Raw genomic sequence first — 23,273 nt, forward strand, 5'->3', positions numbered from 1 at the left:
GACCGCCATGACCAAGCTCGATACCCAGAACGAATTCATCGCCCGCCACATCGGCCCGCGCGATGCCGACACCGCCGCCATGCTCGAACTGCTCGGCTACGATTCGGTCGATGCGCTGACCGGTGCCGTGATCCCCGAGAGCATCAAGGGCACCAGCATCCTCGGCGAGCAGCCGGGCCTGTCGGAAGCCGACGCCCTGGCCAAGATCAAGGCCATCGCCGCCAAGAACCTGCAGTTCAAGAACTTCATCGGCCAGGGTTACTACGGCACCCACACGCCGAGCCCGATCCTGCGCAATCTGCTGGAAAACCCGGCCTGGTACACCGCCTACACCCCGTACCAACCGGAGATTTCCCAGGGCCGTCTGGAGTCGCTGCTGAACTTCCAGACCCTGGTCAGCGACCTCACCGGCATGCAGATCGCCAACGCATCGCTGCTGGATGAAGCCACCGCTGCTGCCGAAGCCATGACCTTCTGCAAGCGTCTGTCGAAGAACAAGGCTGCCAACACCTTCTTCGTGTCCCAGCACTGCCACCCGCAGACCCTCGACGTACTGCGCACCCGTGCCGAGCCGCTGGGCATCGACATCGAAGTCGGCGACGAAGCCGCCATCACTGACGCCAGCGCCTACTTCGGCGCCCTGCTGCAGTACCCGGCGAGCAACGGCGACATCTTCGACTACCGCGCCCTGGTCGAGCGTTTCCACGCCGCCAACGCCCTGGTTGCCGTGGCTGCCGACCTGCTGGCCCTGACCATGCTCACCCCGCCGGGCGAGTTCGGCGCCGACGTCGCCCTGGGCAGCGCCCAGCGCTTCGGTGTACCGCTGGGCTTCGGTGGCCCGCACGCCGCCTACTTTGCCACCCGCGACGCGTTCAAGCGCGACATGCCGGGCCGCCTGGTCGGCATGTCGGTCGACCGCTTCGGCAAGCCGGCCCTGCGCCTGGCCATGCAGACCCGCGAGCAGCACATCCGCCGCGAGAAGGCCACCAGTAACATCTGTACCGCCCAGGTGCTGCTGGCCAACATCGCCAGCATGTACGCCGTGTACCACGGCCCGAAAGGCCTGACCGAGATCGCTCAGCGCGTACACAGCTTCACCGCCATCCTCGCACTGGGCCTGACCAAGCTGGGCCACAGCGTCGAGCAGCAGCACTTCTTCGACACCCTGAGCATCAAGACCGGCGCCAAAACCGCCGAGCTGCATTCCAAGGCCCGTGCTGCCGGTATCAACCTGCGCGAGATCGACGCCGAGCGTCTGGGCCTGTCGCTGGACGAAACCACTGACCAGGCCGCCGTCGAGGCGCTGCTGAACCTGTTCGCTGCTGACCAGGCCGCCCCTGCCGTCAGCGATCTGGCCGCCCAAGTCGCCAGCCGCCTGCCGCAAGGCCTGCTGCGCCAATCGGCGATCCTGCAGCATGAAGTGTTCAACCGCTACCACAGTGAAACCGAGCTGATGCGCTACCTGCGCAAGCTGGCCGACAAGGACCTGGCTCTGGATCGCAGCATGATCCCGCTGGGCTCCTGCACCATGAAGCTCAACGCCGCCAGCGAGATGATCCCGGTGACCTGGCCGGAGTTCGGCAATCTGCACCCCTTCGCTCCGGTCGAACAGGCTGCCGGTTACACCCAGCTGACCACTGAGCTGGAAGCCATGCTCTGCGCCGCCACCGGCTACGACGCCGTGTCGCTGCAGCCTAACGCCGGTTCCCAGGGCGAGTACGCCGGCCTGCTGGCCATCCGTGCCTATCACCTGAGCCGTGGCGACGATCAGCGCGACATCTGCCTGATCCCGCAATCGGCCCACGGCACCAACCCGGCAACCGCCTCCATGGCCGGTATGCGCGTGGTGGTGACCGCCTGTGATGCACGCGGCAACGTCGACATCGCCGACCTGAAGGCCAAGGCCGAAGAGCACAAGGATCGCCTGGCTGCGATCATGATCACCTACCCGTCCACCCACGGTGTGTTCGAGGAAGGCATCCGCGAGATCTGCCAGATCATCCACGACAACGGCGGTCAGGTTTACATCGACGGCGCGAACATGAACGCCATGGTCGGCCTCTGCGCCCCAGGCCAGTTCGGCGGCGACGTCTCGCACCTGAACCTGCACAAGACCTTCTGCATCCCGCACGGCGGCGGCGGCCCGGGCGTCGGCCCGATTGGCGTCAAGTCGCACCTGGCACCGTTCCTGCCGGGCCATGCGCACATGGCACGCAAGGAAGGTGCAGTCAGCGCCGCGCCGTTCGGCAGCGCCAGCATCCTGCCGATCACCTGGATGTACATCACCATGATGGGCGGCAACGGCCTCAAGCGTGCGTCGCAGATGGCGATCCTCAACGCCAACTACATCGCCCGTCGTCTGGAAGAGCACTACCCGGTGCTGTACTCCGGTGAAGGCGGCCTGGTGGCGCACGAGTGCATCCTCGACATCCGTCCGCTCAAGGACAGCAGCGGCATCAGCGTCGACGACGTGGCCAAGCGCCTGATCGACTTCGGCTTCCACGCCCCGACCATGTCCTTCCCGGTGGCCGGCACCCTGATGATCGAGCCGACCGAGAGCGAGTCCAAGGAAGAGCTGGATCGCTTCTGCGACGCCATGATCGCCATCCGCGAGGAAATTCGCGCGGTCGAGCAGGGCCGTCTGGACAAGGACGACAACCCGCTGAAGAACGCCCCGCACACCGCGCTGGAGCTGGTTGGCGAATGGCACCATGCCTATAGCCGCGAGCAGGCCGTGTACCCGCTGGCGACCCTGATCGAAGCCAAGTACTGGCCACCGGTTGGCCGCGTGGACAACGTCTACGGTGACCGCAACCTGGTTTGCGCCTGCCCGTCCATCGAGGCGTATCAGGACGCGTAAGCGCCGCCCCGTAGCCCGGATGAAATCCGGGGAAGCTGTCAAAAGCTCCCGGATTGCATCCGGGCTACATCCAACCCGTTTCTTTCGGCTCCCCTCACCGGGGCGGGCCGACTGCATCCCGAGAAAAACGATAAAGAGGGCCTCACCATGTTCAGCAAGCACGACCAACTGCAAGGCTATGACGACGCCCTGCTCGCGGCGATCCAGGCCGAAGAACAGCGCCAGGAAGACCATATCGAGCTGATCGCCTCGGAGAACTACTGCAGCCAGCGCGTGATGCAGGCGCAAGGCAGCGGCCTGACCAACAAGTACGCCGAGGGCTATCCGGGCAAGCGCTACTACGGTGGCTGCGAGCATGTGGACAAGGTCGAGGCGCTGGCCATCGAGCGCGCCAAGCAACTGTTCGGTGCCGACTACGCCAACGTGCAGCCGCACTCCGGCTCCTCCGCCAACAGCGCCGTGTACCTCGCGCTGCTCAATGCCGGCGATACCATTCTCGGCATGAGCCTGGCCCATGGCGGCCACCTGACTCACGGTGCCAAGGTGTCGTCCTCGGGCAAGCTGTACAACGCCGTGCAGTACGGCATCGACGAAAACGGCCTGATCGATTACGACGAAGTCGAGCGCCTGGCCATCGAGCACAAGCCGAAGATGATCGTCGCCGGTTTCTCGGCCTACTCGCGCGTGCTGGACTTCCCGCGTTTCCGCGCCATCGCCGACAAGGTGGGCGCTCTGCTGTTCGTCGATATGGCCCATGTGGCGGGGCTCGTGGCCGCCGGTCTGTACCCCAACCCGGTGCCATTCGCCGACGTGGTCACCACCACCACGCACAAGACCCTGCGCGGCCCGCGTGGCGGTCTGATCCTGGCGCGCAGGAACGAAGAGATCGAGAAGAAGCTCAACTCCGCCGTATTCCCGGGTGCCCAGGGCGGCCCGCTGATGCACGTGATCGCGGCCAAGGCGGTGTGCTTCAAGGAAGCACTGGAGCCGGGCTTCAAGGCCTACCAGCAGCAAGTGATCGACAACGCCCGCGCCATGGCAGCGGTGTTCGTCGAGCGCGGCTATGACGTGGTTTCCGGCGGCACCGACAACCACCTGATGCTGATCAGTCTGGTCAAGCAGGGCCTGACCGGCAAGGCGGCCGACGCGGCGCTGGGCGATGCTCACATCACCGTGAACAAGAACGCCGTGCCGAACGACCCGCAGTCGCCGTTCGTCACCTCCGGCATCCGTATCGGCACCCCGGCGGTGACCACTCGCGGCTTCAAGGAAGGCGAATGCCGCACCCTCGCCGGCTGGATCTGCGACATCCTCGACGACCTGGAAAACCCGGCCGTGATCGAGCGCGTGCGCGGCCAGGTCGCCGACCTGTGCGCCACCTACCCGGTCTACGCTGACTGATACCCGACTGACCACGGGCCGCACGGCGGCCCCAACCGGTGCGCGCGACGCACCCAACAGGAAATCGACATGACCACTGAAACTCTCGCCAAGACTCCGCTGCACGCCCTGCACCTCGAACTCGGCGCGCGCATGGTGCCCTTCGCCGGCTATGACATGCCCGTGCAGTACCCGCTGGGCGTGATGAAGGAGCACCTGCACACCCGCGACGCCGCCGGCCTGTTCGACGTCTCGCACATGGGCCAGATCCTGCTGCGTGGCGAGAACGCCGCGCGCGCCCTGGAAACCCTGGTGCCGGTGGACATCATCGACCTACCGGTGGGCACGCAGCGCTACGCCATGTTCACCGACGCCCAGGGCGGCATCCTTGATGACCTGATGGTCGCCAACCTGGGTGACGACACCCTGTACCTGGTGGTCAACGCCGCCTGCAAGGATCAGGACCTGGCGCATCTGAAGAAGCACATCGGCGAGCAGTGCCAGATCGAGTGCCTGTTCGAGGAGCGCGCCCTGCTCGCCCTGCAAGGCCCGAAAGCGGTCGACGTGCTGGCCCGCCTGGCGCCGGAAGTGAGCAAGATGACCTTCATGCAGGTGGCCCGCGTGCGCCTGCTGGGCAGCGAGTGCATCGTCAGCCGCAGCGGCTACACCGGCGAAGACGGTTTCGAGATTTCCGTCGCCGTCGACCAGGCCGAAGCCCTGGCACGCAGCCTGCTGGCCGAAGTGGAAGTCGAGGCCATCGGCCTGGGGGCGCGTGACTCGCTGCGCCTGGAAGCCGGCCTGTGCCTGTACGGCCACGACATGAGCAGCGCCACCACGCCGATCGAGGCCAGCCTGCTGTGGGCCATCTCCAAGGTGCGTCGTGCCGATGGCGAGCGCGCCGGCAACTTCCCGGGCGCCGAGCGCGTATTCGAGCAGCAGCAGAAAGGCGTGGCGCGCAAGCGCGTCGGCCTGCTGCCGCAGGAGCGCGTACCGGTGCGTGAAGGCGCGGAAATCGTCGATGCCGACGGCACCGTGATCGGCCAGGTATGCAGCGGCGGCTTCGGCCCGACCCTCGGCGCACCGGTGGCCATGGGTTACGTCAACGCCAGCCACACCGCCATCGACAGCGACGTCTGGGCCGTGGTGCGCGGCAAGCGCGTGGCGATGAAAGTCGCCAAGACCCCGTTCGTGCCGCAGCGCTACTACCGCGGCTGATCGGCAACGTAGCCCTGCTCTGTAGGAGCCGCGCCTCGCGGTGAATGCGTCGAAAGACGCAAAAGCTTCGCCTCGGGGCGAGGCTCCTACACTCATCGCGTGTCCTCTGCTCCGTAGTTCGTAGGGCGGGTGAAACCCGCCACATAGCCCTGGCGGGTTGCACCCGCCCTACAGATGACTACTCCGTAGCCCGGATGCAATACGCGGATGCCCTCAAAAGCTCCCGGATTGCATCCGGGCTACGTCGTTTCTACCCCCTGATCCGCTCATAGGGCACCCGTTCGCGCCCGGCGCGCAACGTCTGCGCCCACCAGTTCAGCTGCACCAGCGTATGCGCCAGCGCCGAATTGGCGCGTCGCGGCTCGCTCAGGCGGCCCTGCTCATCGAACTGCTCCCAGGCATTGGTGAAGCTCACCGAGCCACGCACCGTCATCGCATGCAGCTCTGCCAGCACCTGGCGCAGTTGCTCCACCGCGCGCAATCCGCCGGATACCCCGCCATAACTGACGAACCCCACCGGCCGCGCTTCCCAGGATGCCGGTACCTCGTCGATGAACTGCTTGAGCGCCGCCGGATAGCCGTGGTTGTACTCCGGCGTAACGATCAGAAAGGCATCGGCGCGCAGCAACTGCTGCAGCGATTGATGCCGGCGCTCGGCGAGCTCCTGCGCCTCGCCGGGCTGGCGAAACATCACGGCCGGATCGACCAGGCTCAGCTCGAATTCGCTGCGCTGCTCGATCTGCTCACGCGCCCAGGCCACCACCTGGTCGCAGAAGCGCTCTTCTCGCACGCTGCCGTAGATCAGTACCAATCGGATGCGGTCCTGCATGGAATTGCCCTCGCTGTTGTCTATCAAGGCCAGCGAGGGTAAAACCTCAACTTAACTTGAGGTCAACAGGATTTTTCATGACGACGTCACGCTCTATCCACGAACGCCCGCTGAGCGTCGGTCAGATCGCCGAACGCAGCGGCGTGGCGGTTTCCACGCTGCATTTCTACGAGACCAAAGGGCTGATCCACAGCCAGCGCAATGCCGGTAATCAGCGACGTTATCGACGCGATGTGCTGCGCCGCGTGGCGATCATCAAGGTGGCACAGCGCCTGGGTATTCCTCTGGCCGATATCGGTGTGGCACTGAGCACACTGCCCTGCGATCACATGCCGACGGCAGCGGACTGGCAACAACTGTCGGCGCAATGGCAGCGCGATCTGGATGCGCGCATCGAGCAGCTGACGCGGCTACGCGACCAGCTCACCGGCTGCATCGGTTGCGGTTGCCTGTCGATGCAGGACTGCCCACTGCGCAACCCCAGGGACGAACTCGGCGAACAGGGCGCCGGGGCGCGTTTACTGGAGACTGATTAATCGTCCAGGCAGTTGCGTCTGTTGCTGAACACCTCGCGGCAGATGTCACGCATGTCCAGAGAGATCGCCGGCACCTGCGGCAGACGCTCGACCAGTGCACGCACGACGCGCCGCGACAGCGCCCGCTTGTCGTCATCGCTGCGACCGGCCAGCACGTAGAAGATCAGGTGCACGAACAGCCCCGGCTCGCCACCCACGCAGTGGTGCTCGTACAGGCTCAGGCGCACCTTGATCTCACCGGGCTGGAACAGTCCCGTGTCAGCCGCCTGGTCATGCACCAGCTGCACCAGCTCCTGCGGCGCGATCAGCTCACTCACCTCGCGGGCGGCTTCGATCAGGCAATGCGGCATGGATAAACCCTTGATGTAAGTGAATTTGTCATACGTTATCACACAACAAATTCGATACCAGTTGGTTTACCAGCTCTGCGCAGAACCGCGTTGCAAGCCTGCAACATCGCCAATAGCGCCGTTACATGGGGAAAACCTACTCAGACTTTCGTCTAGCAATGCGTTGACAAGCGATAAAAAGGCTGTCGATAATCCAGCAAGTTGTATGACGACATATGACAACGATAAAAACAAGAAACAGGGCCATGACATGACTACCCTCGCCTCTCCCTCAGCGCAGCAGCCCCTCGCCTGCTCGGCATCCATCGCCGCCACACGCCATAGAACCGGATTCGCCGGAGGCTGACGTCAGCCACCAGCAATGACCGGCCGCGTTCGGCCGGGCTATCGCCCTCTACGGGGCAAACACAACATTCCCATCATGCAGGTCCTGATGCAGACCGGCAGGGGATGGTTCGTTCAAAAACTGGGAGCACAACAACAATGACCGCACGCAACATCATTCCATTGGCCCTGCTCGGCAGCACGGCTCTGGCCCTGGTTATGCCGACCACCACGCACGCTGCCGGCTTCGTCGAAGACGCCAAGGTCACCCTCGGCCTGCGCAACTATTACTTCAACCGCAACTACCTCAACGGCACCGACCCCGTGATCCGCGGTGAGCGCCAGGGCCAGGCCGAGGGCTGGACGCAGAACTTCATCCTCGATGCCCGCTCCGGTTTCACTCAGGGCACTGTCGGCTTTGGCCTGGATGTGCTCGGTCTGTACAGCATCAAGCTGGACGGCAACCGTGGCGCCGCCAACACCCAGTTGATGCCGATCCACGATGATGGCCAGGCCGCCGACCAGTTCGGCCGTACTGCCGTAGCTGCCAAGGCCAAGATTTCCAAGACCGAACTGAAGGTCGGCGAGTGGTTCGCCGTGCTGCCGATCCTGCGTGCTGACGACGGTCGCTCGCTGCCGCAAACCTTCCAGGGCGCTCAGCTGACTTCCAACGAGATCGATGGCCTGACCCTGTACGGCGGCCAGTTCTGGAAGAACAGCCAGCGCAACGATGCCAGCCGTGAAGACATGTCGTTCGGTGGCGTGAAGGGCGACGACTTCAACTTCGGCGGCGGTGAGTACCGCTTCAACGGCAACAACACCATGGTCGGCGTCTGGCACGCGCGCCTGGAAGACGTCTACCAGCAGAGCTACGTGCAGTTGACCCACAGCCAAGCGGTCGGTGACTGGGTCCTGGGTGCCAACCTTGGCTATGTCACCGGCAAGGAAGAAGGCGCGGCCAAGGCCGGCAACCTGGACAACAAGGTCTATCAGGGCGCGCTCACTGCCAAGACCGGCAACAACAGCTTCATGGTTGCCTACCAAAAGCTCAGCGGCGACACCAAGTTCATGCGCATCGACGGCGCCAGCGGCGGCACTCTGGTCAACGACGGCTTCACCAACAGCTATGACAACCCGGAAGAACGCTCCTGGCAGATCCGCCATGACTACAACTTCGCCGGCCTCGGCATTCCCGGCCTGACCCTGATGAACCGCTACGTCAGCGGTAGCAACATCGACGTCTACACCAATGGCGTGAAAACCCGCGAGAACGCCGAGGAATGGGGCCGCGAATCCGAGCTGGCCTACACCATCCAGGAAGGCACGCTGAAGAACCTCAGCATCCGCTGGCGTAACTCCGACGTGCGCCGCGACGTGGGTGCCGATCTGCACGAGAACCGTCTGATCTTCAACTATCCGCTGTCGATTCTGTAATACCGGACGCATCACTGCGTCCTATTGACTCCTGTGTGTTAACGGCACTTTATGCCCGTCCTCGTGACGGGCTTTTTTTTGCCTGTGATAGCGCAGGCCCTATAGGGTGCCCGTGCGCACCGGCTCGAATGCCGCAGGGTGCACCCCCTATCTCAAGGTGGCGACCATCTGCGCCAGCACGGTCAACACATCCTGCCCCAGCTTCTGCGAGCGTGCGCCATTCCAGCCGGTGCATGGCTGCGGGTTGTCATCGTGGTCCTTGAACGGCATCTCGATGGTGAACGACAGGCAATCGAAGGCCTGGCCGACGGCGTTGCAGGCGAGAGTCAGGTTGGCTTGACCCGGCTCGTCACGCGGATAACCGAAACGGGTCTGAAACTCTGCGCCGATACCAACCAGACGATTGCGGAAGTCTTCTTCCAGCGCAGCCAACCGTGGGGTGTAGCCCGGATTGCCCTCGCAACCGGCGGTGAACACGTGAGGGATCTCTTCGTCGCCGTGGATATCGAGGAACAGGTCAACGCCAATACGCTGCATATGCTGCAACACGAACAGCACCTCGGGGCTGCGCTCGGAACTGGCCGACTGCCAGGCGCGATTGAGGTCCTGCCCGGCATGGTTGGTACGTAGGTGCCCGCGGAAGGCGCCGTCCGGGTTCATGTTCGGCACCAGATAGAACTCTGCCTCGGCCAACAGCGCGGCGATCTCGGCATCCTGCGGATTCTGCAAACGCTCGATCAGCCCCTCCATGAACCACTCGGCCATGTGCTCACCCGGATGCTGCTGGGCGATGATCCACAGTTTGCGCGCAGCGCCAGCCTGGCCACCGATGCGCAGTAGCTGGATATCACGGCCTTCCAGGCTTCTACCGCTGGCAACCAGTTCAGCGCCGCGCTCCAGCGCGTTGGCGATCAGGCGTTCATGCCGCGCTCGTGGGTAGGGCTCGAAATAAGCGAACCAGGCGCGCTCGTGCTCGGCCTGCAACTCGAAGTGCAGTTGCCCGTCCTCATAACGGGTGGGCACGCGAAACCAGTCCTGCTGATCGTAGCTGGCCACCGCTTGGTAACCGTCCCAGGCGCGGTTGTAGGCCGACTGCCCGGCATTGGTCAGGCAGAAGCCATAACCCTGGCCAGGTTGTAGACCATCGACCTGAAAGTGAAACCACTGGAAATGGTGGCTGTTGAGGTCCGGCCGCATGGCCAGCAGTACGCGCTGCGGGTCGCTGGCGTCGACGACCTGAATGTTGCCACTGTCGAAATCCGCACTGATCTTCATGACTGCCTCGTAAGCGAAACCAGCGCTCAGGATTGCAGTTCATGACGCGAGTGTGAAGTCGCACCGCGACAGACTGATCAACGACAGCGAACTATGGTGGCCAGGGTCAGCCTAATAGCGACTTGCCCTGTTTCCCGACTACGGAGTTTCTGCCATGCCCAGCCCGATCAACCTGCGTCACGCTACCACTGCCCTGCTCGCCATCGCGTTGCTGGCGGGCTGCGCCGGGCGTGAACCAGACTCCAGCGCGCCGGAAAAACAGCCACAGGTGGAACAGCCCATCACCCAGACCGAGCAGGATCAGCTGCGCCAGCGGGCCCAGCGTGGTGATCTGGAAAGCCAGTTCCAGCTCGGCAGCAGCTACTTCGTCGGCCAGCCGGAGAAGAACCTCAAGCAGGCCGAGTACTGGTGGAAGCAGGCCGCCGACAAGGGTCATGCCATGGCGGCGGTCAGCCTGGCCTATCTCTATACCGGCCGCGACGCCCCTGAGTTCGCCAACCAGCGCGACATGCTCAAGTATCTCAACCAGTCAGCCGCTGCGGGCAACCCGATGGCGCAGCATGTATTGGGCAACCTCTACCGTCGCGGTGAAGGCGGCGTACCACGCGACCCTGACCAGGCCCAGCGCCTGTACCAGAGCGCCTGCCAGCAGCGCTACGAGCCTTCCTGCGCGGCGCTGGGCCAGTAGTGACGAAGGTTCAGACGTAACAGGCCACCTCGACGTTGTAGCCATCGGGGTCAAGCACGAAGGCGGCGTAGTAACCATATTCTTCGCGCAGGCCGGGCCGGCCATTGTCTTCGCCACCGGCCTGCAACGCCGCGGCATGGAAGGCTTGCACTGTCGCCTGGCTGTCGACACGCAGGCAAAAATGCGTCAGCGGCTCGCACTGGCCACGCCCGGGGACGGCACTGAGCAGGTAAAGCACGGCCTGCTCCTCGGCCTGCGGACCGAAGCCGGCGGCCAACCCCGCGCCATGCTCGCCGTCGTATTTCAACTCGTAGCCCAAAGGCGCCAGGGCCGCCTGATACCAGGCGCGACTGCGGCGAAAGTTGGCCACGGTGATACAAAGATGGTCGATCATCGAAACCTCACCATAGGTTTTCAGGCTGCGCACAGCCCTTCGCGCAGTTGTTGGAAGCCCACATGGCCGAGGAAGCCGCCAGCGCCCTCAACCGTCATGCCCTGCTCGATCGCATGAGCGAAACGCGCCGCCGGATCGTTGGCGAGTCGAGCCAGGTGGCGGGCCAGATGCGGGTAGTCGTGTCGCAGATCGAACAACTGGTGGTAGTCGACCCAGCGGCCGACACCGCTCAGGTAGGCGTCCGCCAGACTGCGTCGCTGCCCCAGCAGCCAGTCGCGCTCGCTGAGCAGCCGATCGAGATAACGACAGCCCGCCATCACCTGCTCTGCGCCGAGGCTGCGCAACAGCTCGCGCTGCGGCTCGTCCAGCTCAGCCTTTTCATAAGCCAACCACAGCGGGTTGAAGGCGGAGAAAAAGTCGGTCACCAGGTAGGACAGCATCTGGTTGAGTGCATCGAATTCATCGCTGCCCTGGCGTGGGCCCAGCGGCGTATCCACCGACCGCGCCGCCAGGTTCAGGAGAATGGCCAGGCTCTCGCTCAGGAACTCGCCGTTCTCCAGCAGCAGTGCGGGCGTCTGATAGAGCGGGTTGATCCGCTCGAAAAGCGGGTCCCAGGGTTGCTCGAGCATCTCGACCCGGCACAGGCGATAAGGTTGGCCGAGCCACTCGAGGGCTACGATCGAGCCGAACGAACAGCCTTGCGGAACGCCGTAGAACAGTATCGGTTGCATAAGGGTTGCTCCTTGTCTGCTGGTGGCCGACACGCCTTTAGCGTCGACCTACCTCCAGACTAAGAGCCAATTAGGCTATATTCCGCCCTAATAAAATCGCCTAGCGCTGTTTTTTGTTGAGTGCGCGCGCAGCAAGACAGCCAGGGGGTTGATCGGTGCGCACAGCGCCCCCTACGGAGCCTGCGATCCCATGAACAGCCCCACCACCCGCGTGCTCGCCCTGCTGGAGCTGCTGCAAAGCCATGGCCAGCTCAGCGGCCGCGAACTGGCCGAGCGCCTCGAGGTGGACGGCCGCACCCTGCGCCGTTACATCCGCCATCTGGAGGACCTGGGGATTCCGGTGACCAGCGAGCGCGGCCGGCACGGTGGTTACCGCCTGGTGGCCGGTTTCAAGCTGCCGCCCTTGATGTTCACTGCTGAGGAGGCCCAGGCGGTGGCGCTGGGCCTGCTGGCGACGGCCAATCTGGGCCTGGCAGAAACCGCCATGGCGGTGGCCAGTGCCCGCGCCAAGCTGGAGCGGGTCATGCCCAAGGGGCTGCAGCAGCGGGTGCGCGCCCTGAGCCAGAGCGCCATCCTGGATCTGCCGCGCAGCCGCGCCAATGGCGACCAGCAACTGCTGGCCGAACTCGCCGCTGCCGCCGAGGCGCGCCGTCAGGTGCGGGTGAGCTATTGCAGCGATCAGGGCCAATGCAGCGAGCGCGAGGTCGACCCCTACGGTTTGGTTTTCCGCCAGGGCTTCTGGTACCTGAGCGGCTACTGCCACCTGCGCCAGGCGGTACGTTCTTTCCGCCTGGACCGCCTGCGCGAAGTGCGCGCCCTGGAGAGCCACTTCGAGCGGCCGGAAGCCTTCGATGCCGCCGCCCACCTCAATACCAGCATCGCCACCCTGCCACGGGCCTACCCGGTGAGTATCCAGCTGCACACCGACCTCGCCGGTGCCATCGCCGAACTGGGGAGCAACGCTGGTCTACTGATGCCCGAAGGCAACAGCGTGCGCCTGACCACCAGCACCGACAGCCCGACCTGGTTCGCTCGCCTGCTGCTACGCCTGTCCTTCGACTTCACCATCGAACAGCCGGTCGAGTTGCGTGAGGCCGTACGCCAGCAGGCGCAACGCATGCTGGAACTGGTCGCGCGCTAAGGATGGTCTGGTACGGCACAGCCCCTGCTCGCTAGGGCTGCAGATCGAACAGCGCCTTGCCGCTTTCCATGTCGCTCGGGGCAGAGAAATGCTCGTGGAAGATCAGCCAGCGGCCGCCCTGGCGGCGCAGGCACTGGGTCACGCGCATCCAGCAGGTCTCCAGCTCGCCCTTTTCATTGCTGCCGCCGCAATGCAGCAGGTAATGGGTCACGCCCAGATCGCCGCTGGCAGTGAAGGTCGGCTCGTGCGGTTCGAACATCCCCGGGCCACTGCACATCTCCATACAGGCCTGCCAATGCGCCTGGTACGCCGGGCGCCCCTGAAAACGCAACGGGCCGATGGCATCGTAGGACACCACGTCCTCGACGTAGTGACTCATGATGCGCGCCACGTCCTTGCTGCGGCAGGCTTCGGTCCAGTCGTTCAGGGCATCTTGCAATTCGTGCTGACTCATGTCGTTTCTCCTTCGCTGAGGTTCAGGCCTTGTGGCCGCAGCAGTCGTGGGTGGGCGCGGTCTGTTCGTACTCGTCGTGCAGGCGCGTCCAGTTGAGCCCCTTGCCGTCCAGATCGGGCATACCATCCCAACCCTCGCCGCGGCCAAAAGGCGTGAAGTCGAGGAAATGGAAACTGCTCATCAGCATCTCCACGCCTCGGCCATAGGTGGAATAGGTGTGGTAGATCTGCCCGCCGTCGCGCAGGAACACGCTGATACCGGGCTGCTCGCCCTGGATGTGATAGGTCAGGCCCAAGCGCTCGAGCTCGTCCTTGTCGCGGTAGTTGTATTCGACCGGCGCGACCTGCTCGTCGGTGGTGGCGTGGTAGTCGTAATTGAAGCGACTGCCGTAGGAGCTATACCAGGGCAGGGTCCAGCCCATGCGCCGTTTGAACGCCTCGAGATCGGCCAAGGGCGCGCGCGAGACCAGCACCAGGTTGGTGTCGCGGGCATGCAGGTGGGACTGGTGGCCGATGTTGTCCACCAGGCAGGAACAGCCGTCGCAGCCCTCGCCGCGATCCATGTGGTACATGAAGTGGTAGACGATCAGCTGGCTGCGCCCGTGGAACAGCGCCTCCAGACCGACTTCGCCCTGCGGGCCGTCGAAGCGGTAATCCTCTTCCACCAACACCATGGGCAGGGCACGGCGGGCGCGGTTGAGCGCGTCACGTTGGCGGGTCAGCGCCTTTTCCTGCTCGAGCAGCGCCTTGCGAGCGGCCAGCCATTGCTCACGCGTGGCGACCTCGGGGACATAGTGGCGATCCATAGCGGTTCTCCCTGTTGATCGAGCCTTGCCGGCTCAGTGCTGAGCGGCCTGCAGCTGCGCCGGCTGGATATCCAGCTCGCGCACCGGGCGCACTTCCACGCAGCCGACACGGGCGGCGGGGATGTGCCCGGCGAGCTGGATGGCCTCGTTGAGGTCACGCGCCTCCACCAGATAGAAGCCGGCCAGTTGCTCCTTGGTTTCGGCGAAGGGGCCGTCGGTGATCGCCAGCTTGCCGCCGCGCATGCGCACGGTGGTGGCGGTCTGCACCGATTGCAGCGCCTCGGCGGCGAGCATGCGCCCGCTCTCCTGAACCGAGTTGGCGTAGGCGAAGCATTCGCTGTCATGCGGGCTGTCGGGGGAGCTGTGCAGCTCCTGTTCGTTGGCGTAGACGAGGCAGAGGTATTTCATGACGCACTCCAGTTCCTTGGCGGGTGGGTACTGGATAGTCGAACGCAGCGAGCGCATTTCGACATTGGCCGCAAAAACATCACAGAAGCCGACGAACGGTAGGGTGCGCCGTGCGCATCAGCCTCTCCGTAGTCCTCGCGCACTGGCGATTCACAGTCTGCCGGCGACCTCGGTGCGCGCAGCGCACTCTACTCGGGGACTTCGACGCTGACGTGAATGGCGTCGTGGCGCCAGAACTCCAGGTCGCAGTCGATGATGCGTCCGTGCTGATCGCGGTTGACCCGGGTGATGCGCAGCGCCGGGCTGCCGGGCGCCACCTTGAGGCTGGCGGCGGCTTCGGCGTGCAGCGCGGTGGGTACCATGTCGAAGCGCACGCGACCGTAGTGGATGCCGTACTCGCTGGCATACAGGTCGGTCAGCGAGCGAGTCAGGTCGAACTCAAGAATGCCGGGGAAGTAGGCCGGATTCAGGTAGTGCTCGACATACAGCACCAGGCGCCCGTCGATGCGCCGCGCGCGGCACACCTGATAGACGCTCGACAGTGCCGGCAGCTCCAGCACCTGACAGATCTGCGCGGAGGCCGGCATCAAGCGCGCACTCAGGACCTCGGTAGCCGGTACCCGCCCCTGCTCGGCGACCATGGCGTGGAAGTGGGTACGTACCAGAGGGTTGTAGGCCACCCGTTGCGGCGAAACGAACCAGCCACGACGCTCCTCGCGATAGACCAGCCCCTGCGCCTCCAACTGGCCGAGCGCCTCGCGCAGGGTGATGCGCGTGGTATCGAACAACTCACTGAGCTTGCGCTCGGCCGGCAACTTGCTGCCGGAGGGCAACAGGCCCCGGTCGATCTGCTCCTGCAACGCGCGGCAGATGATGGTGACGGCCCGTGGCGCTTCTTCGCGCATCAAAATTTCCCCTTTTGGACTAGTCCAGCCCCATGACAGGGCAAAAGTCACTCGCTCAGACGGGTTACAAGACTAGGCAGTCTAGATGACTGATAGATGACAGCCATGCTGCAAGCACGCCGCATGCCACTGTCACATCCACTCAAGGCCCGCGAAATCAGCCACTTATCCATGGTCTACGCTTGATGAGCGCGCCAGCTGACTGCACCTAGACATCTGCCACCCATGGCCGGACATAAAACTGTCATCGAAGGCGCTTAGATTGGCTCGGGTATTGCTGATCTAGACCAACACTCTCACTGCAAAGGAGTTTCCAATGAAACAACTGCTGCGGGCTTCACTGATGGGTTCGGCCATCGCCCTGGCGACCTCCGCCATGGCCGAAGGCACCGACTTGCAGGCACTGGAACAGGCTGCACGCGCCGAGGGCGCGGTGAATAGCGTGGGTATGCCCGACAGCTGGGCCAACTGGAAAGACACCTGGGCGGACCTGGCGCGCCTCTACGGTCTCAAGCATCAGGACACCGACATGAGCTCGGCGCAGGAAATCGCCAAGTTCGCCGCCGAAAAGGAAAACGCCACCGCCGATATCGGTGACGTCGGCGCCGCCTTCGGCCCCATCGCCGTACAACAAGGTGTGACCCAGCCGTACAAACCGAGCACCTGGGCGCAGATTCCGGATTGGGCCAAGGACCAGGACGGTCACTGGATGCTGGCCTACACCGGCTCCATCGCCTTCATCGTCAACAAGCAACTGGTCAAGGACATTCCGCGCTCCTGGGCCGACCTCAAGACCGGCACCTACAAGGTCTCTGCCGGTGACGTCAGCACCGCTGCGCAAGCCGTGAACGGCGTACTGGCCGCTGCCATCGCCATGGGTGGCAACGAGAGCAACGTGCAACCGGCCCTGGATTTCTACGGCGAACTGGCCAAGCAGCGTCGCCTGTCGCTGGCCAACCCGACCATCCAGACCCTGGAGAAGGGCGAAGTGGAAGTCGGCATCGTCTGGGACTTCAACGGCCTGTCCTACCGCGACCAGATCGACCCCGAGCGCTTCGAGGTGTTGATCCCGTCTGACGGTTCGGTGATCTCCGGTTACACCACCATCATCAACAAGTGGGCGAAGAACCCCAACGCCGCCAAGCTGACCCGCGAATACATCTTGAGCGACGCTGGGCAGATCAACCTGGCCAAGGGCAACGCCCGCCCGATCCGCGCCGAGCACATCGAGCTGCCGGCCGAGGTGCAGGCCAAGCTGCTGCCGCAAGAGCAGTACGCCAAGGTCCAGCCGATCAAGGATGCCGCTGCCTGGGAGAACACCTCCAAGATGCTGCCGCGCCTGTGGCAGGAGCACGTGATCATCAATATGAATTGATGCGGCCGCGACACCATTGATCCGTAGCCCGGATGAAATCCGGGGCAATCGCCAAGTACGCCCCCGGATTGCATCCGGGCTACGACCGAACGAGAGAAATCCATGAAGCACAACGTCATCCTGGTGGTACTGGATGGCCTGAGCTATCAGGTGGCCCAGCATGCGCTGGGCCACCTGCTGGCTTACTGCCAGGCCGGGCGCGCCGCACTGTACAAGCTGGACTGCGCCCTGCCGGCACTGTCCCGCCCGCTCTACGAATGCATCCTCACCGGCGTGGCGCCCATCGACAGCGGCATCGTCAATAACGATGTGGTGCGCCTGTCGCATCAGCGCAGCATCTTTCACTACGCCCGTGACGCCGGCCTGAGCACCGCCGCTGCGGCCTATCACTGGGTCAGTGAGTTGTATAACCGCGCGCCCTTCCAGGCTGCCCGCGACCGCCACACCTTTGAACCGTCGCTACCGATCCAGCACGGCCACTTCTACTACGCCGACCACTACCCGGATTCGCACCTGTTCGCCGATGCCGACAGCCTGCGCCAGCGCCATAGCCCCAACCTGCTGCTGGTGCACCCGATGAACATCGACGACGCCGGCCACAAGCACGGTCTCGACAGCTCGCAGTACCGCAACGCCGCGCGCAGGGCCGACGTGCTGCTGGCCGAATACATCCAGACCTGGCTCGACGCCGGTTACCAGATCCTGGTGACCGCCGACCATGGCATGAACAACGACCGCAGCCACAACGGCGTGCTGCCGGAAGAGCGCGAAGTGCCGCTGATCGTTCTCGGCAGCGCGTTCAGCCTCGATCCTGCAGCCCGCCCGCAACAGACCGAACTGTGCGGCACTATCTGCCAGCTACTCGGCGCAGCCCACGACAAACCCTGGTGCAGGGAGCTGCTTGCATGAAGTCCACCATATCCAGCAAGGGTTGGGCACTGCTGTGCCTGGTGCCCTTCGCCCTGTTCTTCTTCGCCTTCCAGATCGCGCCGCTGGCCTGGGTGGCGAGCAACAGTCTGAATACCGCCGAAGGCTGGGGCCTGGGCAATTTCCAGCAGGCCTTCTCCTCGGCGTTCTACCGGCAGGCCATGCGCCACAGCCTGGAGGTGGCCTTCTGGTCAAGCCTGTTCGGCATCGTCATCGCCATCATCGGCAGCTATTCGCTGCGCCAGGTCAGCAGCCGCCTGCGCGATTTCGTCATGGCCTTCTCCAACATGACCAGCAACTTCTCCGGGGTGCCGCTGGCCTTCGCCTTCATCATCCTGCTCGGCTTCAACGGCGCGCTGACCATCCTGCTCAAGCAGATGGGCGTGATCGAGGACTTCAACCTCTACTCCAAGACCGGCCTGATCGTCCTTTACACCTACTTCCAGATTCCCCTCGGCGTATTGCTGCTCTATCCGGCCTTCGACGCCCTGCGCGAAGACTGGCGCGAGTCGGCCGAACTGCTCGGCGCCAGCACCTGGCAGTTTTGGCGGCATATCGGCCTGCCGGTGCTGACCCCGGCGCTGCTCGGCACCTTCGTCATCCTCCTGGCCAACGCCCTGGGCGCCTACGCCACGGTGTATGCGCTGACCACCGGCAATTTCAACATCCTGCCGATCCGTATCGCGGCGATGGTCTCCGGCGACATCTTCCTCGACCCCAACATGGCCAGCGCGCTGGCCATGGTGCTGGTCGGCCTGATGACCCTGATCACCATCGTCCACCAATGGCTGCTGCGCCGGAGCTACCATGTCGCCCGCTGAAAAACGCTCGCCGCTGTTCCACCAACTGGTGGTCTACCTGCTGTTCCTGATCCTGCTGCTGCCGCTGCTCGGCACCCTGGTGTACTCGCTGTCTACCAGTTGGTCGGCGACCATCCTGCCCAGCGGCTTCACCTTCAAGTGGTACGTGGCGCTGTGGAGCGACGCGCGCTTTCTCGCCGCCTTCGCCCGCTCGCTGCTGGTGTGCATCGCTGCCCTGGCGCTGGCACTGCTGCTGATCCTGCCGCTACTGTTCGTGGTCAACTACCACTTCCCCAGGCTCGACGGCGTGATGAACGTGCTGATCCTGCTGCCGTTCGCCATTCCGCCGGTGGTGTCCTCGGTCGGCCTGATGCAGCTGTTCGCGTCCGGCCCGCTGCCGATCCTCGGTACGCCATGGATCCTCATCGGCTGCTACTTCACCATCGCCCTGCCCTTCATGTACCGGGCGATCACCAACAACCTGCAGGCGATCAACCTGCGCGACCTGATGGACGCCGCCCACCTGCTCGGCGCCAGCACCTGGCGCGCGGCCTTCATGGTGGTGCTGCCGAATCTGCGCAAGGGTTTGATGGTCTCGGTGTTCCTGTCCTTCAGCTTCCTGTTCGGCGAATTCGTCTTCGCCAACCTGCTGGTGGGCAGCCGCTACGAGACGCTGCAGGTGTACCTGTACAACATGCGTAACGACAGCGGCCACTTCACCAGCGCCCTGGTGATCTCTTATTTCATGTTCGTGCTGCTGATGACCTGGGCAGCCAACCGTCTGAACAAGGACAAATCATGAGTTACCTGAATATCCGCGGCCTGCATAAAAGCTACGGCGCAACGCCCATCTTCACCGACATCAACATCGAGATCGGCCAGGGCCAGTTCATCACCCTGCTCGGCCCGTCCGGCTGCGGCAAGTCCACCCTGCTGCGCTGCATCGCTGGCCTGACGGCGGTCGACGGCGGGCAGATCCTGCTGGGCGGCGAGGACCTGGTACCCGTTGCGCCGCAAAAGCGCGGCATCGGCATGGTGTTCCAGAGCTATGCGCTGTTCCCCAATATGACTGTGCAACAGAACGTCGCCTTCGGCCTGCGCATGCAGAAAGTCCCAGCCGCCGAGGCCAGCAAGCGCGTCGCCGAGGTGCTGGAACTGGTGGAGCTCAACGACTACGCCAATCGTTACCCGCAGCAACTCTCCGGCGGCCAGTGCCAGCGCGTGGCCCTGGCCCGTTCGCTGGTCACCCGTCCGCGCCTGCTGCTGCTCGATGAGCCGCTGTCGGCACTGGATGCGCGCATCCGCAAACACCTGCGCGAACAGATCCGCGCCATCCAGCGCGAGCTGGGCCTGACCACCATCTTCGTCACCCACGATCAGGAAGAGGCGCTGGTCTTGTCCGACCGCATCGTGCTGATGAACGGCGGCCAGATCGTCCAGAGCGGCGACGCCGAGACCCTCTACACCGCGCCGGCCGATGCCTTCGCCGCCGGCTTCATCGGCAACTACAACCTGCTCGATGCCGAGGCTGCCAGCCGCCTGCTCGGCCAACAGATCGGCAGCCGCGTGGCGATTCGTCCGGAAGCCATCCACTTCGCCGACGGCGGCATTGAGGCGCAGATTCGCAGCCACAGCCTGCTCGGCAACGTGATCCGCTACCGCGTCGAAGCGCGCGGCGTGGAGCTGCTGGTCGATGTGCTCAATCGCTCCGCCGCCGACCTGCACCACGACGGCCAGAGCGTCAGCCTGGCCATTGGCGCTGATGCGATCCGGGAGGTGGCGTGATGGCCCTGGCGATTTTCGATCTCGACGAAACGCTGATCCATGGCGACTGCGCCAGTCTGTGGACACAGGAAATGGTGAAGATTGGCTGGGCCGATGGCGACTCCTTCATCGCCCACGAACAGGAGCTGATGCGCCAGTATGCCGCCGGCACACTGGCCATGGAGGACTACATGGCCTTCACCCTGTCGCCGCTGGTCGGCCGCACGCCCGAGGAGGTCGCCCATGTGGTCGAGCCCTTCGTCGAGGACGTGATCGAACCGATCTTCTACAGCGACGCCAGCCGCACCCTGGCCACGCACCGCGCCGCAGGCGATCGCCTGCTGGTGATCTCGGCCTCGGCGCACTTCCTGGTCAGCGCCATCGCCGAGCGCTTCGGCATCGATGAGGTGCTGGCCATCGACCTGGAGCTGCAGCACGGCTTCTACAGCGGGCGTACCCAGGGCGTACTGACCTACCGCGAAGGCAAGGTAACCCGCCTGCACGCCTGGCTCGCCGAGCAGAGCGAAAGCCTGGCCGGCGCCAGCTTCTATTCCGACTCGCGCAATGACTTGCCGCTGCTGCAATTGGTGGACAAGCCCTACGCGGTCAACCCCGACCCGACCCTGCGCGCCCACGCCGAACAGGCCGGCTGGCCGATTCTCAGCTGGCGCTGATCCTGTCGTAGCATGTCGCGGGGCCGCCCAGGCCGTGCGCACCGGCGTCCGCCGACGTGTACGGTCAACAAGGCGAAGCACTGGTTTCAAGGTGCGCACGGCGCACCCTACCCGGCCCCCGCGACACCCTACTTGCTCATGATCCCTTCGCAGGCCTCGATCAACGCCGCCGCCAGCTCCCGCGCGTAACCGGGCAACTGGTTGCGCGCATGCAGGGCCACTTCCACCGGCGCTACCGGGGCGAAGCCTTCGGCCTCGCCCAGTTCACGGTGCTCGGCAGTGATCAAGCGACGCGGCAACAGGGTCAGACCCAGCCCGCCTTCGGCCGCGGCGCTGACGCCGGGCAAACTGCTGCTGACATAGGCGATGCGCCAGGGCTTGCCCATGGCGTCCAGCGCGTGGGTCATCTCCAGACGATACAGGCCGTTGGGCGGGAACACCGCCAGCGGCACCGGGTTGCGCGCCAGCACCGGGCGCGCTCGGCTGTCGAGCCAGGCCAGCGGTTCGGCCCAGCTGGCCAGGCCCTTGGCGCTACCGGCACGCTGCTTGATCAGCGCCAGGTCCAGCTCACCGGCATTGAACGCGCGCCATACGTCATGACTAAGACCGCTGGTGATCTCCAGGCGGATACCCGGATGTGCGTCGGCAAAATCGGCCAGATAGGGCGTCAGGCTGTTGGCGGCGAAATCGTCCGGCACGCCGAGGCGCACTTCGCCCTCCACCGCGCTCTGCCCCAGAGCGAGCATGGCCTCGTCCATCAGTGCGACGATGCGGTTGGCGTAACCCAGCAGGCGCTCGCCCTCGGTGGTGGTCACCACGTAGCGGCCGCTGCGGTCGAGCAGCTCGGCGCCGATTTGCTCTTCCAGTCGCCTAACCTGCTGACTGACCGTGGACTGCGTCAGATGCAGGCTGGCAGCCGCGCGGGTGAAGCCACCGGTCTGCACCACGGCGAGAAAACTGCGTAACAACACGGGATCGAGCATGTCGCATGCCTATCATGAAACCCACTGACAGGCATTCTACTATTTAATTTCCGAATCCATCCGCGAATTCCTATAGTGCATGGGAGCCAATTTTCCGCGCCGGGATCGTTCCCAGCGCCATCCACCCACCGAGGCAATCTCTCGATGAGCAAAACGCCCTACTACTACGCCCCGCATGGCGGCCATCCCGGTCAGGAACAACTGCTGACCGACCGCGCCATGTTCACCGAAGCCTATGCCGTGATCCCCAAAGGCGTGATGCGTGACATCGTCACCAGCCACCTGCCGTTCTGGGACAACATGCGCATGTGGGTCATCGCCCGCCCGCTGACCGGCTTCGCCGAAACCTTCTCGCAGTACATCGTCGAAGTCGGCCCGAACGGCGGCAGCAACAAGCCTGAGCTCGACGCCACCGCCGAAGGCGTGATCTTCGTCGTCGAAGGCGAATTCAGCCTGACCCTCAACGGCACCCAGCACGCCATGCGTCCGGGCAGCTACGCCTTCATACCGCCGCAGAGCGATTGGTCGCTGCGCAACAACGGCAGCCAGGCCGTGCGCTTCCACTGGCTGCGCAAGGCCTACCAACCGGTCGAAGGCGTGCCTTACCCGGAAGCCTTCGTCACCAACGAGCAGGACATCGAGCCGATCGTCATGCCGGGCACCGAAGGCCGCTGGAGCACCACGCGCTTCGTCGAGATCAGCGACATGCGCCATGACATGCACGTCAACATCGTCAACTTCGAGCCGGGTGGTGTGATCCCCTTCGCCGAAACCCACGTCATGGAACACGGCCTGTACGTGCTCGAAGGCAAGGCGGTGTACCGCCTGAACCAGGACTGGGTCGAAGTGGAAGCCGGCGACTTCATGTGGCTGCGCGCCTTCTGCCCCCAGGCCTGCTACGCCGGCGGCCCGAGCCGCTTCCGCTACCTGCTGTACAAGGATGTGAACCGCCAGATGCCGTTGACCCTGGGCGGTCTGAAGCGCTGAGCGCATTGCTCCAGGGACGGGGCGTAACTGTGGG

At 64.3% G+C, this 23,273-nt stretch carries 24 protein-coding genes; 14 read left to right on the plus strand and 10 right to left on the minus strand.

All coding sequences use genetic code 11. The annotated features are described in order from the left end of the window. The first annotated feature begins 7 nt into the window (after positions 1 to 7). The 3 genes from gcvP (at position 8) to gcvT (ending at position 5,455) form a co-directional block, all read left to right on the plus strand. The gene (gene gcvP / locus BLS08_RS08310) at positions 8 to 2,860 is read left to right on the plus strand and encodes an aminomethyl-transferring glycine dehydrogenase (RefSeq protein ID WP_017677888.1); all 2,853 of its coding nucleotides are present in this window, start codon (positions 8 to 10) and stop codon (positions 2,858 to 2,860) included. Positions 2,861 to 3,007: 147 nt separating this feature from the next. Beyond that, positions 3,008 to 4,261: a serine hydroxymethyltransferase gene (gene glyA, locus BLS08_RS08315; protein WP_017677889.1), complete on the plus strand. Its 1,254-nt coding sequence runs from the start codon at positions 3,008 to 3,010 to the stop codon at positions 4,259 to 4,261. A gap of 69 nt (positions 4,262 to 4,330) precedes the next feature. Next, complete coding sequence (gcvT, locus tag BLS08_RS08320) at positions 4,331 to 5,455, plus strand: glycine cleavage system aminomethyltransferase GcvT (protein WP_017677890.1); 1,125 nt, start codon at positions 4,331 to 4,333, stop codon at positions 5,453 to 5,455. Positions 5,456 to 5,705: 250 nt separating this feature from the next. On the opposite strand, the gene BLS08_RS08325 is transcribed toward gcvT, so the two are convergent. Next, positions 5,706 to 6,284, minus strand: a complete 579-nt coding sequence (locus BLS08_RS08325) for an NADPH-dependent FMN reductase (RefSeq protein WP_017677891.1) — start codon at positions 6,282 to 6,284, stop codon at positions 5,706 to 5,708. Positions 6,285 to 6,361: 77 nt separating this feature from the next. On the opposite strand from BLS08_RS08325, the gene soxR reads away from it, so the two are divergent. After that, positions 6,362 to 6,820: a redox-sensitive transcriptional activator SoxR gene (gene soxR / locus BLS08_RS08330; RefSeq protein WP_017677892.1), complete on the plus strand. Its 459-nt coding sequence runs from the start codon at positions 6,362 to 6,364 to the stop codon at positions 6,818 to 6,820. Here the strand turns inward: soxR and BLS08_RS08335 are convergent. Beyond that, positions 6,817 to 7,170 carry a 5-carboxymethyl-2-hydroxymuconate Delta-isomerase gene (locus BLS08_RS08335; RefSeq protein WP_017677893.1) on the minus strand — a complete coding sequence of 118 codons (354 nt, stop codon included), beginning with the start codon at positions 7,168 to 7,170 and terminating at the stop codon, positions 6,817 to 6,819. The two genes, soxR and BLS08_RS08335, sit on opposite strands and share 4 nt — an antisense overlap. A gap of 483 nt (positions 7,171 to 7,653) precedes the next feature. Between BLS08_RS08335 and BLS08_RS08340 the strand changes: the two genes are divergently transcribed. After that, on the plus strand, positions 7,654 to 8,928 hold the full coding sequence (locus tag BLS08_RS08340; protein ID WP_090336337.1) for an OprD family porin: 1,275 nt from the start codon (positions 7,654 to 7,656) through the stop codon (positions 8,926 to 8,928). 147 nt (positions 8,929 to 9,075) lie between these two features. Here the strand turns inward: BLS08_RS08340 and BLS08_RS08345 are convergent, their stop codons facing one another. Beyond that, positions 9,076 to 10,203: a M14 family metallopeptidase gene (locus BLS08_RS08345; RefSeq protein WP_090336338.1), complete on the minus strand. Its 1,128-nt coding sequence runs from the start codon at positions 10,201 to 10,203 to the stop codon at positions 9,076 to 9,078. Between the two features lie 154 nt (positions 10,204 to 10,357). Between BLS08_RS08345 and BLS08_RS08350 the strand changes: the two genes are divergently transcribed. After that, entirely contained in the window at positions 10,358 to 10,891 is a 534-nt protein-coding gene (locus BLS08_RS08350; RefSeq protein ID WP_090336340.1) for a tetratricopeptide repeat protein, read from the plus strand. 10 nt (positions 10,892 to 10,901) lie between these two features. On the opposite strand, the gene BLS08_RS08355 is transcribed toward BLS08_RS08350, so the two are convergent. Both BLS08_RS08355 and BLS08_RS08360 read right to left on the minus strand, forming a co-directional pair. After that, complete coding sequence (locus BLS08_RS08355; protein WP_090336443.1) at positions 10,902 to 11,285, minus strand: VOC family protein; 384 nt, start codon at positions 11,283 to 11,285, stop codon at positions 10,902 to 10,904. Positions 11,286 to 11,305: 20 nt separating this feature from the next. Then, the gene (locus tag BLS08_RS08360) at positions 11,306 to 12,016 is read right to left on the minus strand and encodes a glutathione S-transferase family protein (protein ID WP_090336342.1); all 711 of its coding nucleotides are present in this window, start codon (positions 12,014 to 12,016) and stop codon (positions 11,306 to 11,308) included. 190 nt (positions 12,017 to 12,206) lie between these two features. Between BLS08_RS08360 and BLS08_RS08365 the strand changes: the two genes are divergently transcribed. Then, positions 12,207 to 13,157, plus strand: a complete 951-nt coding sequence (locus BLS08_RS08365; RefSeq protein WP_090336343.1) for a helix-turn-helix transcriptional regulator — start codon at positions 12,207 to 12,209, stop codon at positions 13,155 to 13,157. Positions 13,158 to 13,188: 31 nt separating this feature from the next. Here BLS08_RS08365 and BLS08_RS08370 read toward each other — a convergent pair whose 3' ends face one another. The 4 genes from BLS08_RS08370 to BLS08_RS08385 form a co-directional block, all read right to left on the minus strand. After that, entirely contained in the window at positions 13,189 to 13,611 is a 423-nt protein-coding gene (locus BLS08_RS08370) for a YybH family protein (RefSeq protein WP_021488383.1), read from the minus strand. A gap of 22 nt (positions 13,612 to 13,633) precedes the next feature. Beyond that, complete coding sequence (locus tag BLS08_RS08375) at positions 13,634 to 14,416, minus strand: DUF899 domain-containing protein (RefSeq protein WP_090336344.1); 783 nt, start codon at positions 14,414 to 14,416, stop codon at positions 13,634 to 13,636. A 33-nt stretch (positions 14,417 to 14,449) separates the two neighbouring features. After that, positions 14,450 to 14,824 carry a YciI family protein gene (locus BLS08_RS08380; protein ID WP_075746084.1) on the minus strand — a complete coding sequence of 125 codons (375 nt, stop codon included), beginning with the start codon at positions 14,822 to 14,824 and terminating at the stop codon, positions 14,450 to 14,452. Between the two features lie 188 nt (positions 14,825 to 15,012). After that, positions 15,013 to 15,729 (minus strand): UTRA domain-containing protein, encoded by a 717-nt coding sequence (locus BLS08_RS08385; protein WP_017677902.1) that lies wholly within the window; start codon positions 15,727 to 15,729, stop codon positions 15,013 to 15,015. A 316-nt stretch (positions 15,730 to 16,045) separates the two neighbouring features. Between BLS08_RS08385 and BLS08_RS08390 the strand changes: the two genes are divergently transcribed. From BLS08_RS08390 to BLS08_RS08415, 6 genes are all read left to right on the plus strand, one after another. Beyond that, a complete protein-coding gene (locus tag BLS08_RS08390) occupies positions 16,046 to 17,104 on the plus strand; it encodes an ABC transporter substrate-binding protein (RefSeq protein WP_090336345.1) in 1,059 nt (352 codons plus the stop codon). Positions 17,105 to 17,206: 102 nt separating this feature from the next. After that, positions 17,207 to 18,013 (plus strand): alkaline phosphatase family protein, encoded by an 807-nt coding sequence (locus tag BLS08_RS08395; protein ID WP_090336347.1) that lies wholly within the window; start codon positions 17,207 to 17,209, stop codon positions 18,011 to 18,013. After that, positions 18,010 to 18,852 carry an ABC transporter permease gene (locus BLS08_RS08400; RefSeq protein ID WP_045734393.1) on the plus strand — a complete coding sequence of 281 codons (843 nt, stop codon included), beginning with the start codon at positions 18,010 to 18,012 and terminating at the stop codon, positions 18,850 to 18,852. Before BLS08_RS08395 ends, BLS08_RS08400 begins: the two co-directional genes overlap by 4 nt. After that, positions 18,839 to 19,633 (plus strand): ABC transporter permease, encoded by a 795-nt coding sequence (locus tag BLS08_RS08405; protein ID WP_090336348.1) that lies wholly within the window; start codon positions 18,839 to 18,841, stop codon positions 19,631 to 19,633. The genes BLS08_RS08400 and BLS08_RS08405 overlap by 14 nt, the downstream gene beginning before the upstream one ends. Further along, a complete protein-coding gene (locus BLS08_RS08410) occupies positions 19,630 to 20,616 on the plus strand; it encodes an ABC transporter ATP-binding protein (protein ID WP_045734391.1) in 987 nt (328 codons plus the stop codon). Before BLS08_RS08405 ends, BLS08_RS08410 begins: the two co-directional genes overlap by 4 nt. Continuing rightward, positions 20,616 to 21,269, plus strand: coding sequence for an HAD family hydrolase (locus BLS08_RS08415; RefSeq protein WP_045734390.1), 654 nt, complete (start codon positions 20,616 to 20,618; stop codon positions 21,267 to 21,269). The genes BLS08_RS08410 and BLS08_RS08415 overlap by 1 nt, the downstream gene beginning before the upstream one ends. 128 nt (positions 21,270 to 21,397) lie before the next feature. Here the strand turns inward: BLS08_RS08415 and BLS08_RS08420 are convergent, their stop codons facing one another. Further along, positions 21,398 to 22,252, minus strand: coding sequence for a LysR substrate-binding domain-containing protein (locus BLS08_RS08420; RefSeq protein WP_090336350.1), 855 nt, complete (start codon positions 22,250 to 22,252; stop codon positions 21,398 to 21,400). A 144-nt stretch (positions 22,253 to 22,396) separates the two neighbouring features. Here BLS08_RS08420 and BLS08_RS08425 point away from each other — a divergent pair, with 144 nt between their 5' ends. Beyond that, positions 22,397 to 23,239 (plus strand): bifunctional allantoicase/(S)-ureidoglycine aminohydrolase, encoded by an 843-nt coding sequence (locus BLS08_RS08425; protein ID WP_090336352.1) that lies wholly within the window; start codon positions 22,397 to 22,399, stop codon positions 23,237 to 23,239. The last annotated feature ends 34 nt before the right edge of the window (positions 23,240 to 23,273 follow it).

Source organism: Ectopseudomonas chengduensis (genome assembly GCF_900102635.1).
In the GTDB taxonomy this organism is placed as follows: domain Bacteria; phylum Pseudomonadota; class Gammaproteobacteria; order Pseudomonadales; family Pseudomonadaceae; genus Aquipseudomonas; species Aquipseudomonas chengduensis.

Coding starts and splice junctions, on each gene's coding strand:
- glyA (WP_017677889.1), top strand. CDS start 3,008: ATGTTCAGCAAGCACGACCAACTGCAAGGCTATGACGACGCCCTGCTC.
- BLS08_RS08405 (WP_090336348.1), top strand. CDS start 18,839: ATGTCGCCCGCTGAAAAACGCTCGCCGCTGTTCCACCAACTGGTGGTC.
- BLS08_RS08365 (WP_090336343.1), top strand. CDS start 12,207: ATGAACAGCCCCACCACCCGCGTGCTCGCCCTGCTGGAGCTGCTGCAA.
- BLS08_RS08425 (WP_090336352.1), top strand. CDS start 22,397: ATGAGCAAAACGCCCTACTACTACGCCCCGCATGGCGGCCATCCCGGT.
- BLS08_RS08390 (WP_090336345.1), top strand. CDS start 16,046: ATGAAACAACTGCTGCGGGCTTCACTGATGGGTTCGGCCATCGCCCTG.
- BLS08_RS08345 (WP_090336338.1), bottom strand. CDS start 10,203: ATGAAGATCAGTGCGGATTTCGACAGTGGCAACATTCAGGTCGTCGAC.
- BLS08_RS08375 (WP_090336344.1), bottom strand. CDS start 14,416: ATGGATCGCCACTATGTCCCCGAGGTCGCCACGCGTGAGCAATGGCTG.
- gcvP (WP_017677888.1), top strand. CDS start 8: ATGACCAAGCTCGATACCCAGAACGAATTCATCGCCCGCCACATCGGC.
- BLS08_RS08370 (WP_021488383.1), bottom strand. CDS start 13,611: ATGAGTCAGCACGAATTGCAAGATGCCCTGAACGACTGGACCGAAGCC.
- BLS08_RS08400 (WP_045734393.1), top strand. CDS start 18,010: ATGAAGTCCACCATATCCAGCAAGGGTTGGGCACTGCTGTGCCTGGTG.
- gcvT (WP_017677890.1), top strand. CDS start 4,331: ATGACCACTGAAACTCTCGCCAAGACTCCGCTGCACGCCCTGCACCTC.
- BLS08_RS08335 (WP_017677893.1), bottom strand. CDS start 7,170: ATGCCGCATTGCCTGATCGAAGCCGCCCGCGAGGTGAGTGAGCTGATC.
- BLS08_RS08420 (WP_090336350.1), bottom strand. CDS start 22,252: ATGCTCGATCCCGTGTTGTTACGCAGTTTTCTCGCCGTGGTGCAGACC.
- BLS08_RS08395 (WP_090336347.1), top strand. CDS start 17,207: ATGAAGCACAACGTCATCCTGGTGGTACTGGATGGCCTGAGCTATCAG.
- BLS08_RS08325 (WP_017677891.1), bottom strand. CDS start 6,284: ATGCAGGACCGCATCCGATTGGTACTGATCTACGGCAGCGTGCGAGAA.
- BLS08_RS08350 (WP_090336340.1), top strand. CDS start 10,358: ATGCCCAGCCCGATCAACCTGCGTCACGCTACCACTGCCCTGCTCGCC.
- BLS08_RS08340 (WP_090336337.1), top strand. CDS start 7,654: ATGACCGCACGCAACATCATTCCATTGGCCCTGCTCGGCAGCACGGCT.
- BLS08_RS08415 (WP_045734390.1), top strand. CDS start 20,616: ATGGCCCTGGCGATTTTCGATCTCGACGAAACGCTGATCCATGGCGAC.
- soxR (WP_017677892.1), top strand. CDS start 6,362: ATGACGACGTCACGCTCTATCCACGAACGCCCGCTGAGCGTCGGTCAG.
- BLS08_RS08385 (WP_017677902.1), bottom strand. CDS start 15,729: ATGCGCGAAGAAGCGCCACGGGCCGTCACCATCATCTGCCGCGCGTTG.
- BLS08_RS08380 (WP_075746084.1), bottom strand. CDS start 14,824: ATGAAATACCTCTGCCTCGTCTACGCCAACGAACAGGAGCTGCACAGC.
- BLS08_RS08355 (WP_090336443.1), bottom strand. CDS start 11,285: ATGATCGACCATCTTTGTATCACCGTGGCCAACTTTCGCCGCAGTCGC.
- BLS08_RS08410 (WP_045734391.1), top strand. CDS start 19,630: ATGAGTTACCTGAATATCCGCGGCCTGCATAAAAGCTACGGCGCAACG.
- BLS08_RS08360 (WP_090336342.1), bottom strand. CDS start 12,016: ATGCAACCGATACTGTTCTACGGCGTTCCGCAAGGCTGTTCGTTCGGC.